The organism is Kribbella sp. VKM Ac-2566, from assembly GCF_004366005.1.
GTDB lineage: Bacteria > Actinomycetota > Actinomycetes > Propionibacteriales > Kribbellaceae > Kribbella > Kribbella pratensis.
This window is the reverse complement of the sequence record NZ_SODT01000010.1, coordinates 274,758-295,960: the sequence shown is the minus strand read 5'-3', so window position 1 is coordinate 295,960 and position 21,203 is coordinate 274,758. Positions and strand designations below refer to the sequence as shown.

At 67.3% G+C, this 21,203-nt stretch carries 16 protein-coding genes and 2 pseudogenes; 9 read left to right on the top strand and 9 right to left on the bottom strand.

The window, feature by feature from the left end:
• Positions 1–136: 136 nt before the first annotated feature.
• A complete protein-coding gene (locus tag EV647_RS19800) occupies positions 137–1,504 on the top strand; it encodes a mycothione reductase (RefSeq protein ID WP_134004972.1) in 1,368 nt (455 codons plus the stop codon).
• 158 nt (positions 1,505–1,662) lie between these two features.
• Here the strand turns inward: EV647_RS19800 and EV647_RS43075 are convergent.
• A pseudogene (locus tag EV647_RS43075) lies at positions 1,663–1,767 on the bottom strand (NAD(P)-dependent dehydrogenase); the annotation flags it as partial.
• A gap of 162 nt (positions 1,768–1,929) precedes the next feature.
• On the opposite strand from EV647_RS43075, the gene EV647_RS19790 reads away from it, so the two are divergent.
• The 3 genes and pseudogenes from EV647_RS19790 (at position 1,930) to EV647_RS19780 (ending at position 3,781) form a co-directional block, all read left to right on the top strand.
• Positions 1,930–2,802 (top strand): alpha/beta fold hydrolase, encoded by an 873-nt coding sequence (locus EV647_RS19790; protein ID WP_134004970.1) that lies wholly within the window; start codon positions 1,930–1,932, stop codon positions 2,800–2,802.
• Between the two features lie 301 nt (positions 2,803–3,103).
• Positions 3,104–3,275: pseudogene (locus EV647_RS43070) on the top strand (ANTAR domain-containing protein); the annotation flags it as partial.
• A gap of 233 nt (positions 3,276–3,508) precedes the next feature.
• Entirely contained in the window at positions 3,509–3,781 is a 273-nt protein-coding gene (locus EV647_RS19780; protein WP_134004968.1) for a GlsB/YeaQ/YmgE family stress response membrane protein, read from the top strand.
• A 154-nt stretch (positions 3,782–3,935) separates the two neighbouring features.
• On the opposite strand, the gene nadB is transcribed toward EV647_RS19780, so the two are convergent.
• Genes nadB through nadC form a run of 3 tightly spaced genes read right to left on the bottom strand, consistent with a single transcriptional unit; the run spans position 3,936 to position 7,358 of the window.
• Entirely contained in the window at positions 3,936–5,450 is a 1,515-nt protein-coding gene (nadB, locus tag EV647_RS19775; protein WP_134004967.1) for an L-aspartate oxidase, read from the bottom strand.
• Positions 5,447–6,478 (bottom strand): quinolinate synthase NadA, encoded by a 1,032-nt coding sequence (gene nadA / locus EV647_RS19770; protein ID WP_134004965.1) that lies wholly within the window; start codon positions 6,476–6,478, stop codon positions 5,447–5,449. The genes nadB and nadA overlap by 4 nt, the downstream gene beginning before the upstream one ends.
• A 13-nt stretch (positions 6,479–6,491) precedes the next feature.
• Entirely contained in the window at positions 6,492–7,358 is an 867-nt protein-coding gene (gene nadC / locus EV647_RS19765) for a carboxylating nicotinate-nucleotide diphosphorylase (protein ID WP_134004963.1), read from the bottom strand.
• Positions 7,359–7,426: 68 nt separating this feature from the next.
• On the opposite strand from nadC, the gene EV647_RS19760 reads away from it, so the two are divergent.
• A complete protein-coding gene (locus tag EV647_RS19760; RefSeq protein ID WP_238177298.1) occupies positions 7,427–8,131 on the top strand; it encodes an NUDIX domain-containing protein in 705 nt (234 codons plus the stop codon).
• A gap of 225 nt (positions 8,132–8,356) precedes the next feature.
• On the opposite strand, the gene EV647_RS19755 is transcribed toward EV647_RS19760, so the two are convergent.
• On the bottom strand, positions 8,357–9,445 hold the full coding sequence (locus EV647_RS19755) for a hypothetical protein (RefSeq protein WP_134004959.1): 1,089 nt from the start codon (positions 9,443–9,445) through the stop codon (positions 8,357–8,359).
• A gap of 98 nt (positions 9,446–9,543) precedes the next feature.
• Positions 9,544–9,702 carry a PLDc N-terminal domain-containing protein gene (locus tag EV647_RS43730; RefSeq protein WP_202870781.1) on the bottom strand — a complete coding sequence of 53 codons (159 nt, stop codon included), beginning with the start codon at positions 9,700–9,702 and terminating at the stop codon, positions 9,544–9,546.
• Between the two features lie 237 nt (positions 9,703–9,939).
• Between EV647_RS43730 and hrpB the strand changes: the two genes are divergently transcribed.
• On the top strand, positions 9,940–12,456 hold the full coding sequence (hrpB, locus tag EV647_RS19745; protein WP_134004957.1) for an ATP-dependent helicase HrpB: 2,517 nt from the start codon (positions 9,940–9,942) through the stop codon (positions 12,454–12,456).
• Between the two features lie 59 nt (positions 12,457–12,515).
• Here hrpB and EV647_RS19740 read toward each other — a convergent pair whose 3' ends face one another.
• Positions 12,516–13,346: an AraC family transcriptional regulator gene (locus EV647_RS19740; protein ID WP_134004956.1), complete on the bottom strand. Its 831-nt coding sequence runs from the start codon at positions 13,344–13,346 to the stop codon at positions 12,516–12,518.
• 65 nt (positions 13,347–13,411) lie between these two features.
• Between EV647_RS19740 and EV647_RS19735 the strand changes: the two genes are divergently transcribed.
• Positions 13,412–14,194: a phytanoyl-CoA dioxygenase family protein gene (locus EV647_RS19735; RefSeq protein WP_134004954.1), complete on the top strand. Its 783-nt coding sequence runs from the start codon at positions 13,412–13,414 to the stop codon at positions 14,192–14,194.
• 927 nt (positions 14,195–15,121) lie between these two features.
• A complete protein-coding gene (locus EV647_RS19730; protein ID WP_134004952.1) occupies positions 15,122–17,062 on the top strand; it encodes a sialidase family protein in 1,941 nt (646 codons plus the stop codon).
• Positions 17,063–17,550: 488 nt separating this feature from the next.
• Here the strand turns inward: EV647_RS19730 and EV647_RS19725 are convergent, their stop codons facing one another.
• Both EV647_RS19725 and EV647_RS19720 read right to left on the bottom strand, forming a co-directional pair.
• Positions 17,551–18,501 (bottom strand): hypothetical protein, encoded by a 951-nt coding sequence (locus EV647_RS19725; RefSeq protein WP_134004950.1) that lies wholly within the window; start codon positions 18,499–18,501, stop codon positions 17,551–17,553.
• Between the two features lie 370 nt (positions 18,502–18,871).
• Positions 18,872–19,519 (bottom strand): hypothetical protein, encoded by a 648-nt coding sequence (locus EV647_RS19720; RefSeq protein ID WP_134004948.1) that lies wholly within the window; start codon positions 19,517–19,519, stop codon positions 18,872–18,874.
• Positions 19,520–20,349: 830 nt separating this feature from the next.
• On the opposite strand from EV647_RS19720, the gene EV647_RS19715 reads away from it, so the two are divergent.
• Positions 20,350–21,060, top strand: a complete 711-nt coding sequence (locus EV647_RS19715) for a TIGR02391 family protein (RefSeq protein WP_166680382.1) — start codon at positions 20,350–20,352, stop codon at positions 21,058–21,060.
• Positions 21,061–21,203: the final 143 nt, after the last annotated feature.

Below are 21,203 nucleotides of genomic sequence, written 5' to 3'. Positions count from 1 at the left end.
GTGGACCTGCACGAGCTGGCGTTGACGTACCAGCACGCCGAGCGGACTCTGAAGTGGAAATCGTCCCGCTGGCCGACCGTGTGGATGAGCACCGGCCCGAGGAGGGATACGCACCTTGACCATCTAGACTGCGGGGGTGCGACATCACGACGTGATTGTCATCGGGGCCGGGTCCGGGAACATGGTCATAGGGGACTCCTTTGCCGGGCTCGACGTCGCCGTCGTGGAGGAGCGCCGGTTCGGTGGAACCTGTTTGAACTTCGGGTGTATCCCGTCGAAGATGCTCGCCTATGCGGCCGAGGTCGCAGACACCGTACAGAGGGCGGGGCGGTACGACGTCGACGCCGAGTTGCTCGGATTGCGCTGGACCGAGCTCCGGGACCGCGTCTTCGCCCGGATCGACGCCGATGAGGCGAAGGGGCGTGCTGGTCGGGAGGCGAGCGACTTCGTGACGGTGTATCCGGGACACGCTCGCTTCCTCGGTCCAACCAGGTTGCAGATCGAGCTGGGTGCCGAGTCGGTTTCGGTGGAGGCAGATCAGATCGTGATCGCAGCCGGCGGCCGTCCGGTGATACCGCCGCCGGTTGCGGCGTCGGGTCTGCCGTACGAGACGTCGGACACGATCATGCGGATCGAGACTCCGCCGCGGCGGCTGGCAATCCTCGGGGGCGGCTACATCGCGGCTGAGCTCGCCCACGTCTTCGCTGCCGCGGGCAGCGAGGTCGTCATCATCGAGCAAGCAGACCACTTGCTCGGACCCCAGGACGAGTCGGTCGCGCAGGCTTACACCGAGCTGGCGCGGCATCGTTTCGAGCTGCACCTTGGTCGCGAACTGACGAAGCTGGAAGGCGGACCCGGCGCACTGCGGCTGCGGCTTGACGATGGTACGACGCTGACCGCCGATACTCTCCTGGTCGCCGTGGGCCGCATGGCGAACTCGGACAAGTTGGATCTGGACAAGGCCGGGATCAGCACGCACGACGACGGACGCATCGTTGTGGACAAGTACCAGCGCACCGAGGTCGACGGGGTCTACGCGCTGGGCGACATCTGCTCGCCGTACCCGCTCAAGCATGTCGCGAATCGGGAGGCCGAGACCGTCGCGCACAATCTGCGCCATCCCGACGATCTGCGTGCGACCGACCACGGCGCCGTACCCGCGGCTGTCTTCACTGATCCGCAGGTCGCGTCGGTCGGTTCGACCGAGCAGGACATCCGGGACGCGGGAAGCGACTATGTTGCCGCAAGCACCCAGTTCGCCGATGTCGCGTACGGGTGGGCGATCGAAGACACCACTGGCTTCTGCAAGCTGCTCGCCGACCGTGCCACGGGCCGCCTGCTCGGCGCACACCTCTTGGGCCCGCAGGCGGCGACGCTGATCCAGCCGCTCGTCGTGGCGATGACGCTCGACATCGACGTCAAGACCCTTGCCGAACGCCCCTTGTGGATCCATCCAGCCCTCACCGAGGTAGTGAAGGAGACCCTGCGCCAACTCGCGGCTTGATGCGATTGCTGAGCGGTGAGTGTGCGGCGGCGGGTAGCTGCACGGCCCTCGCAGCCCTTGCCGCTCTGCTCACCGCCGTGCATGTTTGACTTCGGGCGGCGGCGTGAGCTCTTGTGCAAGTCCCTTGGTGAAGTTGAGGATCGCTTTGCTGGTGGCGTAGCTCCCTTCCGCGCGAACGCGACCGCGAGTGCGACGGCGCGCCCGATGCCGGAGTCGCCGCCGGTGATCAGCGCCCGCTTGCCGGTCAGCTTCCCGCTGCCGCGCCCGGCAGGCGCCTTTCTGCCAACGCGGCGGCGGCACCTTCTGCGCGACGTCCGGGCGGATAGTGAGGGCCCGCGAAGAAGGTGGACAGGCGGGCACAGGCATCACGTTCCATGACTGGAGGTTGCGACCTGTTGCGCTTGTGAAGTGGGTACAGCGGAGGGATGTTCGAAGACTTTGTGTTGAAGGAGCTCGACGTCGCCGGGATCCGGACCCGGGTGCGGTACGGCGGTTCCGGGCCGGCTGTGGTGTTGCTGCACGGTCACCCGCGGACGCACACGACGTGGTACGCCGTCGCGCCACGGCTCGCCGACGCGAGGTTCACCGTGGTGTGCCCGGATCTGCGTGGGTACGGCGGATCGGGCAAACCTGTGACGGACGCCGGCCACACTCCGTACTCCAAACGTGCGATGGCCGCCGAGGTCGTCGGCCTGATGGAAGTGTTGGGCCATCAGCGGTTCGCTGTCGTGGGGCACGATCGGGGCTCGTACGTCGCCTACCGGACCGCGCTGGATCATCCTGATCGGGTGGCGAAGCTGGTCGTGATGGACGGGGTGCCGGTGGTGGAGGCGCTGGAGCGGTGCGGGTCCGAGTTCGCGGCGGCGTGGTGGCACTGGTGGTTCTTCGCGCAATCGGCGAAACCGGCCGAACGGGTGATCTGCGCCGACCCGGAGACCTGGTACGAGGCCTGGACCAAGAACACACCGCAGGCGCTCGGACCGGAGAACCACGCCGACTTCTTGGCGGCGATCCGCAACCCGGCGACGGTGCACGCGATGCTGGAGGACTATCGGGCCGGGATCGGGATCGATCGCCACAACGACGAGGCCGACCGTGCTGCCGGTCGGCGGATCGAGTGCCCGACGCTGGCCCTGTGGTCGACCGATGACGATCTCGAGCGGCTCTACGGAGATCCGGTCGAGGTCTGGCGGTCCTGGTGCCACCAGGTGGAAGGGCACGGCATCAAGTCCGGTCATCACATGGCCGAGCAGGCGCCGGAAGAGCTGGCCAACAGCTTGTCCGCGTTCTTGGGCTAGTTGCCGGGGAGGAAGAGGCACACCAGGTGGACGCGGACGCCGTCGGGTTATGGCTGATGTGACTCGACCGTCGCGCCGAGCTTGACGGCGCGCTCGGCCTCGCGATCCAGGTCATCGACCGATTCGCCTTGCTGGTCGAGCTTGCGCCGGCAGAAGTCGTAGGCGGGCGGCCTGCCTGCTCATGCCCAAGGCGGTGCCGACCTGGCTCCAGCTGGAGCCCTCCTCGCGGGCCTGACGCATGAGGTGCCACCGCGCAGCGGTCAACGGCTCCACCACTCGCCTGCTTGCCCGCAGCGCCTCCAGCCCGGACGCCCGCCAACTCGTCGGTCAGGCAGTGGGCATCCTGATGGAGCGCTACAACCTCGACGGCGACCGGGCCCTTCGCCATACTGCGGCGCTGTTCCCAAGACACCAACACGAAGCGGCGCGCCGTCGCGCTCCAGCTGATCGACACCCGCAAGCTGCCCGACTGATCATCCGGAGTGCCGCAGGCCGGGTGGTTGCCGTACGCATACGGCCGGGCACCGGCAGTGTCAGGAAGCCTGATCGCGCGCGAGGTCCGGTGTTCCAGGTTCCGGGAGTTCAGACCAGCAGCCCCGGAACCGCACCCGACACCAGGGGCTTGACCGGTTTGTGGCGTGGGCACCGGTGAGGTCGCTGCGGTACATCACCTCAGCGATTCGGGGTTACAAAGAGGAACGGAATCATGGAAATCATCGGAGTCATCGTCGCCGGCATCATCATCGGCCTACTCGGAAAGTTCGTCGCTCCGGGCAACAAGGACAACATCCCGATCTGGCTGACCATATTGTGCGGAATCGGCGGGGTAATCATCGGATGGTTCGTCTACACAGCGTTCGGCGGTAATGGCAGCCCAGGCGTCGACTGGGTGCGCTGGATCGTGGCCATCGCGATCTCAGCCGTTCTGGTCGTCATCGCATCCACGGTGACCGGTCGGAACACGTCCGCGCGAGGCTGAACGGCAAGTCTGCTCGCCCATTCGAGCCGCGGTGGACGGCTCGAAGGGGCGTGGGGCGGGGGACATCAGGAGCGGCCTAGCCTCTCCGGTCGATGTGACATGAAGTTGGTTGGAGCATTGGCGGCGGGGGCCAACGCGACCCCGGATGGGTGGACTACGCCGGGCACGTCGAGGGGAGGAGTTGGCGTGTAGTCGGGCGGCCTTCTTGGTCGAGGCGTACGACTATGTGCTTGTCCCATCGTTCGTCGGCGTGCGGATGGTCGGAGCGCCAGTGGCAGCCGCGGCTGTCTTGTCGTGCGGTCGCCGCAGCGACGACAGCCCGTGCCACCGTCGCGAGCGGGCCGGTGCCTAGGGTGTCGAGCTCGTCCGCGGCGGCGTTCAGGCCGGCGCCGTCGCGGCGGATGCCGGCGTACCTGCTGAGGATCGTGCGAATCCGCTCCGGTTCACGATCCTCGCCGAGCGTGAGCTCACGGGCGCGGCCGAGGTCCTTCGCGGGGAGGTCGAGGGTCAGGGCCGTTGCTACGCGTCGCCCGAAGACGAGTCCTTCCAGCAGGCTGTTCGAGGCGAGCCGGTTGGCCCCGTGTACGCCGGTCGCGGCGACTTCGCCGACCGCGTACAGGCCGGGTACGTCGGTTGCGCCGTTCCGATCGGTCCGAACGCCGCCGCACAGGAAGTGTTCGGCCGGCGCGACCGGGATCTGCTCGGACAACAGGTCGACGCCGATGCGTGCGCACGAGGCCAGTACGGTCGGGAACCGCTTCCGGAGTACGTCCGGAGCGACAGCTGTCGCATCCAGCCAGACATGGTCCGATCCGTCGCGGCGCATCGTCGCCTCGATCGCCCGAGCGACGACGTCTCGCGGCGCCAGGTCGGCCCGCGGATGCCGTCCGGCCATGATCCGACGGCCGTGGACGTCGCGCAGTACGGCGCCTTCACCTCGGACAGCCTCGGTGACCAGGGGCAACTGACCGCTGGTCTCACCGGTGTGGAGCGCGGTCGGGTGGAACTGGACGAACTCCATGTCCACCAGCGACGCGCCGGCTCGCAGCGCCAAGGCGATCCCGTCACCGCGCACCGTCGCGGGATTGGTGCTGGCCAGGTAGGCGTTGCCGATACCGCCGGTGGCCAGTACGACGGCGCGTGCCTCGATCTGCCTGAGTTCGGTGCCCGTCTCCACGAGCACCCCGACCACGCTTCCGGACTCCGACTGAAGCAGACCGACGGTACGCCCGGTCACCGTCTGAACGCTGCTTCGCTGCAGGGCGCTGAGGAGCGCGCGATGAACCTCAGCACCGGTGGCGTCACCGCCTGCGTGCACGATCCGAGGACGACTGTGGCCGCCTTCCAGCGTCCTCGACAGCGAGCCGGCACCGTCACGGTCGAAGCGCGCCCCGTGAGCGATGAGTTCGGCAAGCCGCTGCGGTCCCTCCTCGACCAGCGCGCGGACGTTCCGGGGATCGCAGAATCCCGCGCCCGCGACCTCGGTGTCGTGCCAGTGGTCGAGTGGATCGTCCTCGCCGTACGCGGCCGAGATGCCACCCTGCGCCCAGGGCGTGCTGCCGTCGCCGGCACTGAGCAGGATCACCTGACGGGTGGCCGCGAGACCGAGTGCGGTTGACATGCCCGCCACGCCGGAGCCGATGACGACGACATCGGCCACGCGCGTCATCGAGCACCCGCAGGCTTGCCGATGGCAACCATCCGCTCGACCGAACGCCGCGCCCGCTCGACGACCTCAGGCGGTAGCTGGATCTCGTCGCGTCCCTCCCGCAGGCACCGCACCAGCAGCTCCGGGGTGATCATCTTCATGAAGCGGCACGAGGCCTTCGGGTTCACCGGCAGGAACGTCGTCTGCTGGTTGACCTTGCGAAGCTGATGGAGCATGCCGATCTCCGTCGCGACCAGAGCCGTCTTCGCAGTCATGCCGCGAGCGGTGTCCAACATGCCGGCGGTGGAGAGGATGTGCGTCCGCTCGGCCGGAAGGTCACCCACGCCGGCGAGCCAGAGGGCCGATGACGCGCAGCCGCACTCGGGGTGCACGAGAACTTCGGCCGCGGGATCGGCGGCTACCTGAGCGCGCAGGTCGGCCGCGGTGATGCCGGCATGTACATGACACTCGCCCATCCACACCTCGATGTTGTCCCGGCCGGTCTGTCGCCGGACGTGCGCGCCGAGGAACTGATCCGGCAGGAACAGGACCGGCTGATCCGCCGGAATCGAGTTCACCACCTCCACTGCGTTGGACGAGGTACAACAGATGTCGGCCTCGGCCTTCACCGCCGCGCTGGTGTTGACATAGGCAACAACAACCGCATCGGGATGGTCAGCCTTCCAGGCTCGTAGCTGGTCGGCGTCGATGGTGTCCGCCAGCGAGCAGCCCGCCTGGGCCGTCGGGATCAACACGGTCTTGCCGGGGCTGAGAAGTTTGGCCGTCTCCGCCATGAAGTGCACGCCGCAGAACACGATCGTGGACGCCTCGGTACTGGCCGCGATGCGCGACAGTGCGAGTGAGTCGCCGACGTGGTCGGCTACGTCCTGGATCGCCGGTTCCTGGTAGTTGTGGGCGAGGATCACAGCATCCCGCTCCTGGGCGAGGCGCCGTACCTCTTCCTGCCAGCTGATTGCCGTGCGCTGACCAACGGTCACAACAGATCCTTCTTTCGGGAGGTTTTCGCTTGATAAGCGATAACTGGGCATGGCGAGCCCTGGTTCAGCCGTGGCTGCGGGTCACCAGCAGACTGATGTCGAGTGCGGTAGGGGAGTGGGTCAGGGCACCGACCGAAATGGCATCGACGCCGGTGGCGGCGACATCGGCAATGGTGTCCAGGGTGATGTTGCCGGAGGCCTCGAGCCGGGTGGCGGATCCGGAGGTGTTGCGCCGCTCGACGATCAGAGCCATCTGCTCGAGCGGCATGTTGTCCAGCAGGATCCACTCGACCTGGCAGTCCAGCGCTTCGCGGGCCTCCTCGGCAGTGGTGACTTCGACCTCGATCGCCATGCGGTTGTCTTCGGCGGCCATGCCGTCCCGGACCCGGCGAACGGCCGGGAGGACGCCGCCGGCCGCGGCGAGATGGTTCTCCTTGAGCAGCACCATGGCCGACAGGTCGAGCCGGTGGTTGGTCCCCCCGCCGCAACTCACGGCGTACTTGTCCATGGCCCGGAGGCCGGGTGCTGTCTTTCGGGTGTCGAGGAGCGCGATCGGGCGTCCGTCGATCGCTGCGACGAACGCCGACGTGAGGGTTGCGATGCCCGACATCCGTTGTGCGAAGTTCAGCGCCACCCGCTCGCCGGTGATGACCGACCGCGCTGCGCCGCTGATCCACGCCAGCGGCTGCCCCGGGACAACCGGATCGCCGTCGGCGACAGCCGTCCGCACCGTCACGGTGGGATCGACGGCGGCGTACACCTCCTGTACAGCGGTCAGACCGGCCACGCGACCGGACTGCTTGGCGATCATCGTCGCCTCGGCCTCCAGCGCCTCCGGGACGCTCCATCGGGTGGTGACATCGTCTGCCGCCTGGTCCTCGATCAGTGCGGCCGCCACCGCGGTCCGGACCGTCTCCGTCGTCAGTTGCATCTGCTGCCTGCTCTCCGTGATGTTTTCGCTTCAGAGGCGATAACTAGATGCACGCTACCATCGGCCTCGTGCCCACAGCCAAGAAAGGTGATCCGGTTAACTTCCCCAGTTACCCGCACGAGGTGCTCGCCGTGGTCCTGTCCGTTCGCGACGGCAGGCTGTGCGTGCTGCTGTGGAAACGCGCACGGAGCCCGTACCGCGGCCGCTGGGCCCTTCCCGGCGGCGGGGTCGAGCCCACGGAGCGGCTGCGGGACGCTATCACCGGGCACCTTGCGACGAAGGTCGACGTTCGTGACGTCGCGCACCTCGAACAGTTGGCCACGCACAGTGCGATCGATCGTGATCCGCGGGCCCGCGTGCTGGCGACGGGTTATCTGGGCCTGGTTCCGTCCGACGTACAGCCGAAGCTTCCGTCCGACACGCAGTGGCACCCCGTCGACGAGCTGCCGCGGACCGCGTTCGATCATCACTACTTCATCGATGCCGCGGTCGCGCGGTTGCGCGCGAAACTGTCGTACACGAACATCGGTTTCGCGCTGGCTCCGCTGGAGTTCACCATTGCGGAGCTACGTGATCTGTTCGGTGCCGCACTCGGCTATGAGCTCGGTGCCACCAATCTCACCCGCGTCCTGACCCGCAGGCACGTGATCGACCCCACCGAACGGCGAGCCAGCCCCGGCCAGAGCGGCGGCCGTCCTGCGACCGTCTACAAGTTCGTGGCCCGCGAGCTGACCGTCACCGATCCGTTCGCAGTACTCCGCCCACCACGCTGACGAGTTTCCCGAGGGTGGCAGGAGAATCACGCACCTTCTCAGGTCATGCCTGGACAGTGCCTCGGTAGCCGGGGGTCTGGCGGCGTTGGGTCCAGCCGCTGCCCCAATGGACGATGTCGAGGATCCCAGCGAAGACGACCCAGCCCCAGTCGAATCCGTGCAGGCCGCCGCCGGTGTGCAGGGTATGCTCCAGCCGCCGGGTGATCGCCTTGAACTCCTGGACAGTCAGCGTTCCGCTCCTGTCCGGTCGGAGCCGGCGGCGCGGTAGTCGGCGATCGGGTGGTATCGGTCGTACAGCGTCGTGAGAATGCTGAACAGGAAGATGAAGAAGAACGCGTCCACCAGGTGCAGTTGACCTGGTCCCCGCGACAGCAGCACGTCGGCCAGGATCACCAGTACGACGTTCGTCGCGAAGACGACCCCGAACGACACCGCGGCGGAGTTCCACGAGTAGCCGCGCTTCGCCGCCCACAGGCCGATCGCGGCGTTGATCACCACGAAGACCGCGATCCCGAGGAACACCTGGAGGCTGCTCGCCTCGACGCCGGGCAGCACCTCCCCGAAGATGATGCTGATCAGACCGATCAGGAAGACCTTCTCCAGTGTCGTCGCGTCGAGAACCTTCCGGTGCGCGGCCTGGTACGCCGCACGCTCGGACGCCTCGTCGATTCCCAGCGGCAGCGGATCGGCGCGGAACTTCCAGGACCAGTCGGCGGGGCTCAACCGTGGACGGACGAAGAAATACAGGACCGCGAGCAGCGCGAGCACCGCGACGACGAGCGCCGGGAGGAACCACGGGACGTCCTGGATCGTGTCTGTCAGGTCCAGCTTGGCGACGTGGATCCAGTACTCCTGCGGCAGCTTGACGATGATCCAGATCGCAGCGGCGACGATCACCCAGAACTTGAAGGCGTACCGCAGTGGGTTTCGCCGGGTGCGAACCCCCTCGTACGCGATGAAGAAGTACTCGAAGGTGTTCGGGAACAACAACAGCAGCAGCCGTACGCCGCTCAGCTCGAACACGACCACACCGATCTGCCGGAAGAAGAACAGGAAGCGGCTGACCTTCACCGCCGAGGGATTGGTCCAGTTCCGCAGACTCGCCAGGTAGGCGATGGACAGGTAGAAGACATCCATCGCCTTGTCATAGCTCTGGTAGAACGGCGGGTCGAACCCGAAGGTCTGGAAGATCGTCTGGTCGACACCGTCGAGCAGAAGACACGCGATGATCGCCGGCAACGGGAACAGGGGGATCAGCAGCGGCAGCGCGAACCGCGCGAGGACCACACTCCAGAACACGACCTCGACATCCATGTCAGAACTCCCCGTTCCGGCCCATCCGGCGGGGGCGACCTGTGGTCGATCATCGTGACCCCCTCCGTCGAGTGTTGCCTGCCGGCCGCTCAGGTTGCTCATCCGCTGCGGGTGAGTCTTCGCCGAACCGGCGGTGATAGATGTGCCGGATGGAGCCTGTCCCAGTGCGCCATGCCGCTACCACGCGCGACGACGTAGACGAGCGCGGTGATCAGCGGGAAGAACAACAGGGCGACGAGCCAGACGGCCTTGACCACTCCCGAGGTGTCGGGTCGCGGAACAGGTCACCCACGATCGAGAACAGCATTATCAGATAGGCGACGAAGGCAAAGCTGATGATGAACCACACAACATCCCAGGCGTGGTCCTGGTCGTGGCGGGCCTCATGCTGAGCCGCCAACACGCCTGGCCACCGGCGCCGACGACTACTCCTGATGCGTCTTCTTCGTGATGCGGCACCCCGACGTCCAGCGGTGGTCGGCTAGCGTCGGGGCGTGTTGCTGCCTGAATCGTCGGTGCCGGGGGCGGATCTGCCTGTCCGGGCGGTTTTGCCTGCCACGGTCGATGCGGTGCGTTCGCGCGGTACCGCGGTGTTGGTTGCGCCGCCTGGGTCAGGGAAGACCTCGCTGTTGCCGCTTGCGCTGGGCGACGCGCTCGAGGGCACGATCGTCGTCGCCGAGCCGCGAAGGATGGCAACCCGCGCGGCTGCGACCCGGCTGGCGATGCTGGTCGGCGAACCGCTCGGGCAGCGGATCGGCTACGCGATGCGCGGCGAACGCAGCGGCAGCAAAGGACTCCGTATCGAGGTCGTGACGACCGGGCTCCTCGTACGGCGACTGCAACAGAACCCGGAGCTGCCGGGTGTCGCCGCGATTGTGATCGACGAGTGCCACGAGCGGCACCTTGATGCCGATCTGCTGCTCGCGTTCTGCGTCGACATCCGGGCGAATCTCCGGGAAGACCTGGCGATCGTCGCGACCTCGGCCACGGCGGACACGATCGGGCTGAGTCGCGCGTTGGGCCCGGATGCTCCGGCGCCGGTGATCACCGCGTCTGCGGCGCTCTTCGACGTGGCGATCGAGTGGGCGCCACCACCGGTCCCCGTGCCGCTGCTTCCCGGTGGGCGGGTCGACCCACGCCTGCTGGATCACGTCGCGGCCGTCGTCCGGCGTGCACTGACCGAGAACGACGGCGACATCCTTGTGTTCGTCCCGGGGGAGGCCGAGATCAACGGTGTGACTCGCCGGCTGGCCGGGCAGAATGTCCTGCCGTTGTACGGTCGCCAGTCCAGGGCCGAACAAGACCGCGCGTTGACGCCCGCCGCCACTCGTCGGGTCGTGGTGACGACGTCGGTCGCGGAGAGTTCACTGACGGTGCCTGGCGTCAGGGTTGTGGTCGACTCAGGTCTTGCCCGGGAGCCGCGGACCGATCAGTCCCGTGGCCTCGGTGCGTTGGTCACCTGCCGGGTGTCGAAGTCGTCGGCCGACCAGCGAGCGGGCCGTGCCGGGCGGGAGGCGCCCGGCCGGGTCTATCGGTGCTGGTCCGCCACCGACCACGCGCATCTCGACGATCATCCGGCGCCGGAGATCGCGATCGCCGATCTGGCAGCTTTCGCCCTCGATCTCGCGGCGTGGGGTGCGCCGGCCGGCGACGGTCTGACCTTGCTCGAGGCGCCGCCCGTGGTGGCGATGACCGCGGCCACCGAACTGCTGCGCCGCCTCGACGCCATCGACGACAGCGGCCGGATCACCCAGCGAGGACGGCAGATGGCGGCGATCGGCGCGCATCCTCGGCTGGCTCGTGCGCTGCTGGACGGGACGCCGCGGGTCGGCGCCGACCGGGCACGCGAGATCGTCGCGATGCTCTCGGACGACTCCGGACGCGACTTCGGCGATGACCTACCGGCCCGCTGGCGGGCCCTCCGCCGCGGCGAGGACCGCGGAGCCACGGCCCGCTGGCGAGAAGAGACGAAGCGCCTCGGCCGAGGCGACCCGCTGGGTGGAGACGGAGTACGGCGGGGGACGGGCGCCGTACCGGATGATCTTGCAGTGGGGGTTGTGGTGGGGTTGGCGTATCCGGATCGGATTGCCCGGGTTCGGGGAGCCGACTCGGCGACGTACCAGATGTCTGGTGGGACGGGGGCTGCGCTGGATCCGCAGTCGCCGTTGCGGACGACGACCTGGCTGGCGATCGCGGTCGCCGACCGAGCGCCCGGTCGCGCCGACGCCAGGATCCGTTCCGCGGCGCCGATCGACGAGCAGACCGCGCGAGACATCGCAGGAGACCTCGTCTCGACCACCGACCAGATCCGCTGGGACGACGGCCGGATCGTGACGCGACGTGTCGAGGCACTCGGCGCGATCGTGCTCAACGACGTCCCGCTGGCAAAGCCCGACCGGTTCCTCGTCCAAGCCGCCGTCCGGGACGGTATCCGGCGCAGCGGTCTGTCGGTACTGCGCTGGTCGGAGGCCGCACTTGCCTTGCGGGAGCGGCTCGCGTTCTGCCACGCCCACCTCGGCGCCCCGTGGCCTGCGGTCGACGACGAAGCGCTGCTGGCCGATCTCGACGAATGGCTGGGTACCGAGCTCGCCTCGGTGCGAGGCGCGCGCGATCTTGCCCACATCGACGTGGCTTCGGCGCTCCGGCGACTACTGCCGTGGCCCGCGGCAACCCGGTTGGGTGAACTCGCACCGGAACGGCTCCAGGTCCCATCGGGGTCCGAGGTCCGACTCGCGTACGACGGTGCCGAGCCACCGGTGCTCGCGGTGAAGCTGCAGGAGGTATTCGGCTGGACTGCCACCCCGGTCGTCGCGGACGGTCGTGTCCCAGTCGTTCTGCACCTCTTGTCGCCCGCACGGCGGACGGTCGCGATCACGAGCGATCTCGCCTCTTTCTGGAAGCAGGGCTATCCCCAGGTCCGAGCCGACCTGCGAGCCCGCTACCCCCGCCATCCCTGGCCGGAAGACCCACTTACCGCCATCCCCACCAAGCGACCAAAACCCCGCCAATGAACCGAGCTGAGGCCGTCCCTTGGCAGTCAGCCGTAGGGACCCTGATGAGCACGAGGCGCCTACCCACGTCGGTACGCCGTTGGGGTGGTTCGGGTCAGCCGCTTGAACGCGGTAGCGAAGTACTGCGTGCTGGCGAAGCCGAGGGAGTGCGCGATCTCGGTGACCGGCAGATCGGTTTCGCCGAGCAAGGTGCGGGCGTGCTCGATCTTGCTGCGGAGTATGAACTCGCCCGGCGGCAAACCGAGCTCCTGGCGGAACTGTGCGTGCAGGCGGGCCGGTGACAGGCCGACGGCGCGGCTGAGCATCGGCACGGTGATCGTCTCGCCGAGATGTTGTGCAACGTACTGCTTACTCCGCTCTACCACCGCCGACACCGGCCGCGCCTGGTCGGCGGCGCTCGCCGTCACTGTCCGGACCAGGAACTGCGCGAGGGACATCGCCGCCTGGAGTCGGGCGAGCTCGCTCGCCTGGCCGCTGAGCTGCGCGATCGCGTCGTCCAACAGGAACCCCGCCTCGGGGTGTGCCCGGAACTGCCGGGTCGGGATGCCAAGTAGCGCCTGGGTCAGCTGTCGTCGGCGGGTGCTGTCCAAGTAGAGCAGCGGCGAGTCACGGACGCGGACGATCAGCCAGTACAGCACGCCCTTGTCCTCGGGCTCGCCGGCACTGTCGTGCTGCTCGTCCGGGAGCGTGACAAACTGGTCGCCGCCGTTGAGCTGATAGACCCGGTCGCCCAGCCGGTAGCGCTGCCGTCCCCGGGCGAGGAAGCAGACCTCGACGCAGCCGGGGTGGGAGTGCGCGCCGAGTACGTCGTGCGCATACGAGTACCGATAGCGGCCGAGGGTGACGACTCCGGGCAGGCGGGGATCCTGCAGCTCCAGTCGGTCGGCCATGTTCGATCTTGTCTCGCGTTCGATTCCGGACGCAAGCAGTCGGAGCCGGCCCTAGCGTCGTGGTCATGCTGACAACAGACGATGTGGTCCGGTACCACGACCAGGGTTTCCTCGCGCTCGAGTCTTTCATCTCCGCCGAGGAGGTCGAGCGGATGCGTACGATCTATGACCGTCTCTTCGCCGAGCGCGCCGGACGTTCGGCCGGCGATCAGTTCGACCTGGCCGGTGCGGACGACGAGGAGAGCGAGGCCAACCTCCCGCAGATCCTCAACCCGTCGCAGTACGCGCCGGAGCTCCTGCGCAGCGAGACTCTCGATCGCGCGAAGGAGGTGCTGGCCGAGCTGCTCGGTCCGGAGGCGACGTTCGGAGGCGACCATGCGATCAACAAGCCGCCCCGGAACGGGGTCGAGACGCCCTGGCACCAGGACGAGGCGTACTGGAACCCGGCGGTCAGCTACCACGCGCTGAGCATCTGGATTCCGTTGCAGGAGGCAACGGTTGACAACGGCTGCATGCATTTCGTCCCCGGCTCGCACCGCGGCGAGGTGGTCCCGCACCGGCCGATCGGCGGCGACCCACGGGTGCACGGCCTCGAAGTGGAGCCCGGATCGGTCGATGTCTCCACCGCCGTGGCGTGCCCGATCCCGGCCGGCGGGGCGACGATCCACGCCAGCCGCACCCTGCACTACACGTCACCGAACCGGTCGGCCGACCACCGGCGGGCGTACATCATCAGCGGCGGCACCCCGGAGGAGCAGGCCGCCACGCCACGCGACTTCCCCTGGCAGGCCGCCCGACACACCGCACGCGAAGAACGAGCCAACACCGCCCGCCCCACAGACACCTGACCGCCAGCGGCCCCGCACCGGGCATCATGTGCCTCGACGAGTGTGGTTCGCATCCGTGTCCGAGGCCGGACACGCAACTTAGCCACACGCCTTGAACTCGATGCCTCGAACGGCGGGCCGACCCCATGAGCGCACACTGAGCCGAGGTCGGCTGCTGAGTCAGCATGGCGACCTGCCAGTTTCAACGAGTCATCGTGACAACGGGGACATGATTTGAATCACGCGGTCCGCGGCCTGACACACTCCGACCCGTGCGGTTCTGGAAAAGGTGTTCTCAATCCAGCTCGATAGGCTGGCCGGGGGATGGCGAGCCCGGAGCGACCCTGGATGTGACCATCCCGCTGAGTGATTGGACGCGATCCGGGTAGCTCAGTAAGCGTGTGGCCCATTCGCCGTGTCAACGCGGGGCTCGTCCTCGTCCGACATGACCCAGTCAGCCCGAGCACCAGGTGGATTGCCTCCATGTCTCCATCTAGTCACGTTCTGCATGATGTGGTCGCCGAGGGCGTCGAGGGTCCGTCGCCGGGGCATGGACGGCTTGACCGCGGGGTGAATCCTTCGCGTTCGTACATCGACAGTGTGCCGACGTACCCGACACCGCCTGAAGTGGCGGCGGTATCCGTTCGCTACGACGAAGCAACTCCTCGCTGGGACCGTACTGGCACCATCCGACCGGCTCGATCCCGTCGTACACCAGCACGCCGTGCGTGTGACGTTGGTTGAGCAGTTCCTTCTTCCGCGCACGACTCCAGGACGCCAGCTCGGCCCGCTTCCTCGAACACAACGACTGAGCGCGAAGTGCCGCTAATTCACAGTGGGTGGGGTCTGGCTGTTGACGGACAGGTCGAGCGGGATGACGATCCGAAGTGGGACGCGCCCCCGTCGAGGTGAGCAGCGTCGCTTGCCCGGGTGCGTTGGGGAGGAACCATGCGGGCCAGATCCCTCGTGGCCGGTGTCGCCACACTGCTCGTCGTACCGATGATCGCCGTGCAGGCCGCCGAAGGACGCGACCGGCCGTTCTCGACCGCCAGGATGGTCGTTCGGCCTGTCGTCGACCCGGTGACCAGCGGGAGCACGACCGGAGGTGGCGGCCAGTTCAGCAAGGTCCAGATCGAGCGCTACCGCTGTGCGGTCGCCGCCGGTTCCGCTTACGGGACTCCGGCCGGGTCGATGGACATCTCCTGCAACGATGTCCAGCCGTACCGCCAGGACTTCAACCCGGACAACGAGCTTGCGATCGTGGTCAACCCGAAGGTGCCGACGCATCTGCTGGCCGGATCGAACGACTACTTCTATCGGTTCAACAACTCCACCGGCGCACGCCAGGCGTTGGTGCCGACCGGGTTCTTCACGTCGGTCAACGGCGGGGCGAGCTGGGTCGACGGCCAGATCCCGATGCGGACCGGCAACGGCGCCGGTGACCCGTCGCCGGCCTTCAACGCGCGGCTGTCCGGGAACACGGCGCAAACCGGCTGGGCGATGATGGCCCAGCTCGAGAACGTCGGTGGCCTCGGCGGCCCGTTCGTTGCCCAGGGCGATGTGTCGGTGAGCTACTCGCGCAACGGCGGTATCACCTGGAGCGAGCCGGTCACGGTAATGAAGGGCAAGGGCGCCTCGATCGGGCCGGCGAACCAGGCGACCTTCTTCGACAAGGAATGGCTGACCGTCGACAACAACCCGGCCTCGCCGTTCTACGGCCGCGCGTACGTCGTCGCGGCGCGCTTCCTGAACGCCTTGCAGGGCGCGTACGCCGAATCGCCGGTCTACTTCGCCTACTCCGACAACGGCGGGCAGACCTGGTCCACACCGAAGGAGATCTCAGGCTCCAACCCGCTGTGCACGTTCCAGAACGCCGGGCCGGCCGGCGAGTGCGACGAGAACGGGTTCCCGATTCCCGATGTGGCGCCGAACGGCGACCTGATCGTCCACTTCCAGAACGGCAACATCCAGGCGGGCTGGGAGACTCCCGGCGAGTACGAATCGACCCTGCTCGCGGTGAAGTCCACCAACGGCGGAGCCACCTTCGGGGTTCCGGTGGTGATCGCCAATCTGGAAGACGGTGCGGCCGACACGCCCTGGAGCGTCATCGGACGGCAGACCGTGACCGGGCACCAGATCCGGTGGCAATCGCCGGGCACGATCGTCGCCGACCCGAACAACCCGGCGCATTGGGTCGTGGTCTACAACGACAACTTCGCCGGTACGCACGACGCGGCGCCGGCCAGTTGCCTTGACGCGATCCCTGGTACGGCGCCGGACTACAATCCGTGCAACGCCGTGACCAACACCAATATCTACATGGCAGAAAGCTGGAACGGCGGTGCCTCGTGGACGCCACGGATCACCGTGGACGCCGCCGCCGGCGACCAGTGGTTCCCGTGGGCGGACTTCCGGTCGGACGGCTCACTGGCGATCGCGTACGACTCCAACGAGAACATCGCCGACCCGGCCGGTGATCGTGACGACACCTTCAACCACGTGCTGCTGACGATCGCGCCACGGACACCGGCGGGAGGTGCGGTATCCGCCCTCACGCGCGAAGCACTCGTCCCCAACGGCACCGGCCGCAGCCCTGCGGAGCAGATCGACATCTCCGTCACGCATTGGGCGGGTCAGTACGTCCCGCAAAGCCAATGGCCGCGCATTTGCGGACCCGACGGCTACACCGACCCACCGATCACCAACGCGGAAGGCAAGGACTGCAACGTCTTCCACGGTGACTACACCGGACTGGCGGTCGGATCCGACAACCGCATCAACGTCGTCTGGACCGGCCTGAACCGTCTGGTCGTATCCCCACAGGTCGACCCATACACGGGCGGTCTTCACAACGGCTACGCCCAGGACGCGATGTTCGCCCGCCGCTGACCCTCGATCCGCCGGCGCGTGACGAGTTTCCCGAACTCGTCACACGCCGGCGCCGGAGCCCGGCGTACCGCTCAATGCCGGGTCAGGGCGAAGAGCTCACCAACCAGAGCCTGTCTGACAGTGGCAACGGGATCAGTTGAGTGGCTTCCAGCCGGGCCATGGGCGCGGTCCACGCAGGCTATGAATACAGGCCACTCGTAGATCGGCTTCCGGGCGGCTCCTGATTCGCACGCTGAGCCGCTTGTGTACCCGATCGCCTCCGCCCAAGCCGATTCATGCGCACGGCAACTCACCGTTTTACCCACCGGATTGGCTGATTCGAGTCCCCTCACCGGCTTTGGAAGATTAGTGGTCGGGCGTCTTCCAGGGCCGTGGCCGGCGTCTTCCTGAAGGAGTGTGCCTCACCCGCCGCGGGTCCCTGGACCTTCATCAAGCCGTGCCCCCGCCTGGCAGTGCCGGGCGGGGGGCAGGGGTGTACTGCGGTTGGTTCAGTCGCCGAGGCGTTGTGGGCCGTAGGCGCCGGTGAGCAGGAAGTTGACGTTTGCGCCGAAGGTTGTCTTGAAGCTGCCGAAGCTTCGGATGGGGGTGGTGGGGCCGGTGGTGCGGCCGACGGCGTACACGGTGGCGAGGTTGGTGTCGTGGTCGAAGGCGGTCAGCAGGGTGCTGGTGGCGCCGCAGCGCTGCGCGATCAGCTCGTCGTAGCCGCCGAACCCGCCGGCGCGGACCTGGGTCACGATCGGCTTCATCGGCGCGGTCACCGGGATCCGTACCGTGTACATCTGGCCGCCCCGAGTGGTGACGAGCAGCGTGTCGTACGCCGCGGTCTCGGCGATCAGCGTCATCGCCCGGACCGAGCTGAAGCCCGGCGCCGAGCCGTACGCCTTGGGTGCGCTCGACACCTTGTAGCGGTAGATCGACCCGTTGGCGTGCAGGCCGTAGAGGAAGTAGTGCTGGTTGGCGCCGTACACGTAGTTGGAGTCGGTGATCTGACTGAAACCGCTCCAGCCGGTGCCCATCTTGGTCGCGTGGACGGTCGGCGTGGTCGCGGTGCCGGTGTAGATCGTGGTCGCGGCGTACAGGTTCGCGCCCTGCAGGATCATGCCGTAGTAGGCGTCGGTGGACCGGTCGGATTCTTCGTACCAGGTGGAGCTGGCCCGGACGCCGAACAGCTTGTACTGGCTCAGGTTGGCCACCGTGGGTGGCTTGGTGGCCGTGATGTGGTAGCCGCCGGCGGTGCCGGTGGCGTTGACGGCACCGACCGCGACGCCGCAGGCCGTGGTGGCGGCCTGGGCGGCGGTGGTCGGAAGGGTGGCGGCGGCCTTGCCGGCGGCGCGGAACGATTCCGGCCCCGGCGTGGTCGCATCCGCGGTCAGGGGGACCGCCGCTGCCGCGGCCAGGCTCAGACCGGCCATCGTCAGCGCAACACGTCGCTTACTCAACACAGAAGTTCCCTCTCGTTATGCACAACCCCCACGGACATGTCGCCCGTACGCAGGTTCAGATGTCCGAGCCGGGTGGTTTGGTTGAGTGCGAATTTCGATTTCTTTGAGCATTTCCTGAGAGAATTCTCAGGAATAGGGGATTGCTGAGAATTTTCTCAGTAACGCTTTTGTTGACAGCTGCCAAGGTCAGCGCTACCGCGAGCACGGCGCGGCTAGGCGCGTGCGGGCCGTGCCTCTCGTTCCGAGGGCAATGATTCAGTCGTCCAGTACTCACCATCGACCTGGAAGGCGTCGAGCTTGGTCGACGCAACCTCGACTGGTTGGCTGTGCAAGGAATCAGCCTCAAACCACGCTCCGCCGTTCTGCGCTATCTGGCTGTCGGCAGGCCCGCCGTGCGGATCTCTGGCGGGGCGCGTCGGATGATGGCGCCATAGACGACTGCGGCCGCGACGGCGAGGACGAGTCCGGCGTCGACCGACGCGGACCATGCCATACCGGTGCCCGCATCGGTTCCGGCCGCCTCGAAGTACAGGGTGCCGATGACGGCTACACCGGCGGCGCTGGCGAACTGTTGCGTTGTCGTCAACGCGCCGGCCGCGGCGCCGACGTGAGCAGCGGGTACGTCGAGCAGGGCGGCTCCGACGAGCGATGGGAGCACGAGGCCGTTGCCGAGGCTGATCAGCGCGCTGATGGTGACGATTGCCGCGATCGACGAGCCGTGACCTGCGACAGCCGCGAGGATCACGAGACCGGCTGCGGTGAGCAGGCTTCCGCCGACGAGCACGCCGGCCCCGTGCCTGGCGACGAGTCGGGGTGCGAGCAGAGCGCTCGCCGAGAACGCCAGGGATGGATCCCGGTGCACATCAGGTGTGATGTGGCGTTCGCTTCGGCAACCATCGCCCTGGTAGACGACAATGTCCGGAAGCTGTTTGCGGGACTGGGGCCGGGTTCGGACGACCCACATCGACACGAGTTCAGCCCCCAGCTGGATCTCCCGGCCACGCCAGCCGGACACCCTGTCACCAGGGGGCTGTGGGTCTTTCAATCGGAACCGATCGAGGGCGAAACGGTCCGGTTTGTCTGCTCTGTGACCGGCACGGCCGGCATGCCACCTTGGCAGTATGTGATCCCGTTTCAGTTCCCAATCACGCCCCACGTCTGGGGCACGCGGGCCGACTGACAGATTGCCACCCCTGACCGACGTCGGCCTGTTTGCCGCTGGTGGCCGGTGTGGAGGGTGTTCGGGAAACGGTCGTTCGCTGAACGCCAGCCTTGCCGCGATCGTGGTGCGGGCCGTGGCGCGAAGTGGCGTCGACTCCTGCGGGAGATGTTGTCATGGTGTGAAGCGAACGAAAGCAAAGTTGCTGGTAGAGGCCAGGTGCGGCGGTGTCGTTCCTCCTGGCAGTGAGAAGATCGCCGTCCCGCTCGTGGGGAGCCCCGACCCCTGGGCCGGGACTGTGAGAGAGAGTCATCCCCTGACTCGGAGGAAGAAGTACTCGATGGAACCAGTGGTCCTGGCGGCGCTGATATCCAGCCCTGTCGCTCTGACGGTGGCCGTCATCGGAGTCATCGCTGCCGGACTCGCTCAAACGAGGGCAACCAAGGCGGCGCATGCCAGGTCCCATCACGCAGCGCCTGGCCTCCCGACTCCTCTGCTTAGTGCGAAGCGAACTGTTCGACAGCCGTTATCAACGGAAGCCGGTCGGCGCTCGCCACCTGCGGGGTGGGCCGTCTAGGTCGAGAGGGATGGCCGCGGGGAACGGCCGGAGTTGGTCTTGCGAGTTGAGCTACTTACGGCGCCGGGCTGAACGAGGTGCGGTCGCGGGGTTGCCCTACGATCGGTCGATGGCCTTCCAAACCGTTGTGCCGATTGAGGACATCCGGAATCTTCCGTTGCCTGAGCTTGCTCTGCGCCTGTTGAAGGTGCTGGCGAACAGCAGCGCGCAGATCAATCCCAACAACACGCTGCGCGGGATGCAGCAAGCGGTCGGTGGGGGGCAAGACGGCGCTCAACTCATGGCGCGAATCGCCGACGCCTGGGCCTGGCTGCAAGCCCACGCCTTGGTTGGCCCGCACGCCATGAACACCCTGTCGGAATGGCAGCAGGTGACCGAGCTGGGCCGCGAGATCGCCGACGACCCGAGCGCCGTCACGAAGGTCTGGGCGGCCGATCGCCTTGCGGGGAACCTCGATCCCCTCCTCTCATCAGCCCGCGCCAACTTCGGTCTGGGTGACTACGAGACCGCCTCCTTCGCAGCGATGAAGGCCGTGGAGGTCGAAGTACGGCGAGTAGCTGGGCTGTCGAACGATCTCATCGGCGTCGCGCTGATGCGGAAGGCCTTCAGCCCAAAGGACGGTGTCTTGCGGGACCCGGGCGCGGAACCGGGCGAGCAACAGGCCACCGCCGATCTGTTCGCCGGCGCAATCGGCGCCTTTAAGAATCCCGCCAGCCACAGGACTGTCCAGTTCGATGATCCGGTTGAGGCGGCCGAGGCAGTTCAATTGGCCGATCTCCTTCTGCGGATGGTGCATCGCGCGGAACAGCGGCTCGCGTAGCCGGCCCGGCCTCGGCAAGGCCAACGTGTTCGCAGCGTCGAGCACAGAAGGGGCTGGGTCCGTCTGCACCGGACGGGCTGCGGGGCTAGTCGGTGATCTGACAATCAGCCATCGTCTTCGCGATGACCTGCGAGGTGACATCG

Coding starts and splice junctions, on each gene's coding strand:
- EV647_RS19715 (WP_166680382.1), top strand. CDS start 20,350: ATGGCCTTCCAAACCGTTGTGCCGATTGAGGACATCCGGAATCTTCCG.
- nadA (WP_134004965.1), bottom strand. CDS start 6,478: ATGCCCAGTTATCGCTTATCAAGCGAAAACCTCCCGAAAGAAGGATCT.
- EV647_RS19740 (WP_134004956.1), bottom strand. CDS start 13,346: ATGGCCGACCGACTGGAGCTGCAGGATCCCCGCCTGCCCGGAGTCGTC.
- nadB (WP_134004967.1), bottom strand. CDS start 5,450: ATGACGCGCGTGGCCGATGTCGTCGTCATCGGCTCCGGCGTGGCGGGC.
- EV647_RS19730 (WP_134004952.1), top strand. CDS start 15,122: ATGCGGGCCAGATCCCTCGTGGCCGGTGTCGCCACACTGCTCGTCGTA.
- EV647_RS19755 (WP_134004959.1), bottom strand. CDS start 9,445: ATGGATGTCGAGGTCGTGTTCTGGAGTGTGGTCCTCGCGCGGTTCGCG.
- EV647_RS19790 (WP_134004970.1), top strand. CDS start 1,930: ATGTTCGAAGACTTTGTGTTGAAGGAGCTCGACGTCGCCGGGATCCGG.
- nadC (WP_134004963.1), bottom strand. CDS start 7,358: ATGCAACTGACGACGGAGACGGTCCGGACCGCGGTGGCGGCCGCACTG.
- EV647_RS19735 (WP_134004954.1), top strand. CDS start 13,412: ATGCTGACAACAGACGATGTGGTCCGGTACCACGACCAGGGTTTCCTC.
- EV647_RS19780 (WP_134004968.1), top strand. CDS start 3,509: ATGGAAATCATCGGAGTCATCGTCGCCGGCATCATCATCGGCCTACTC.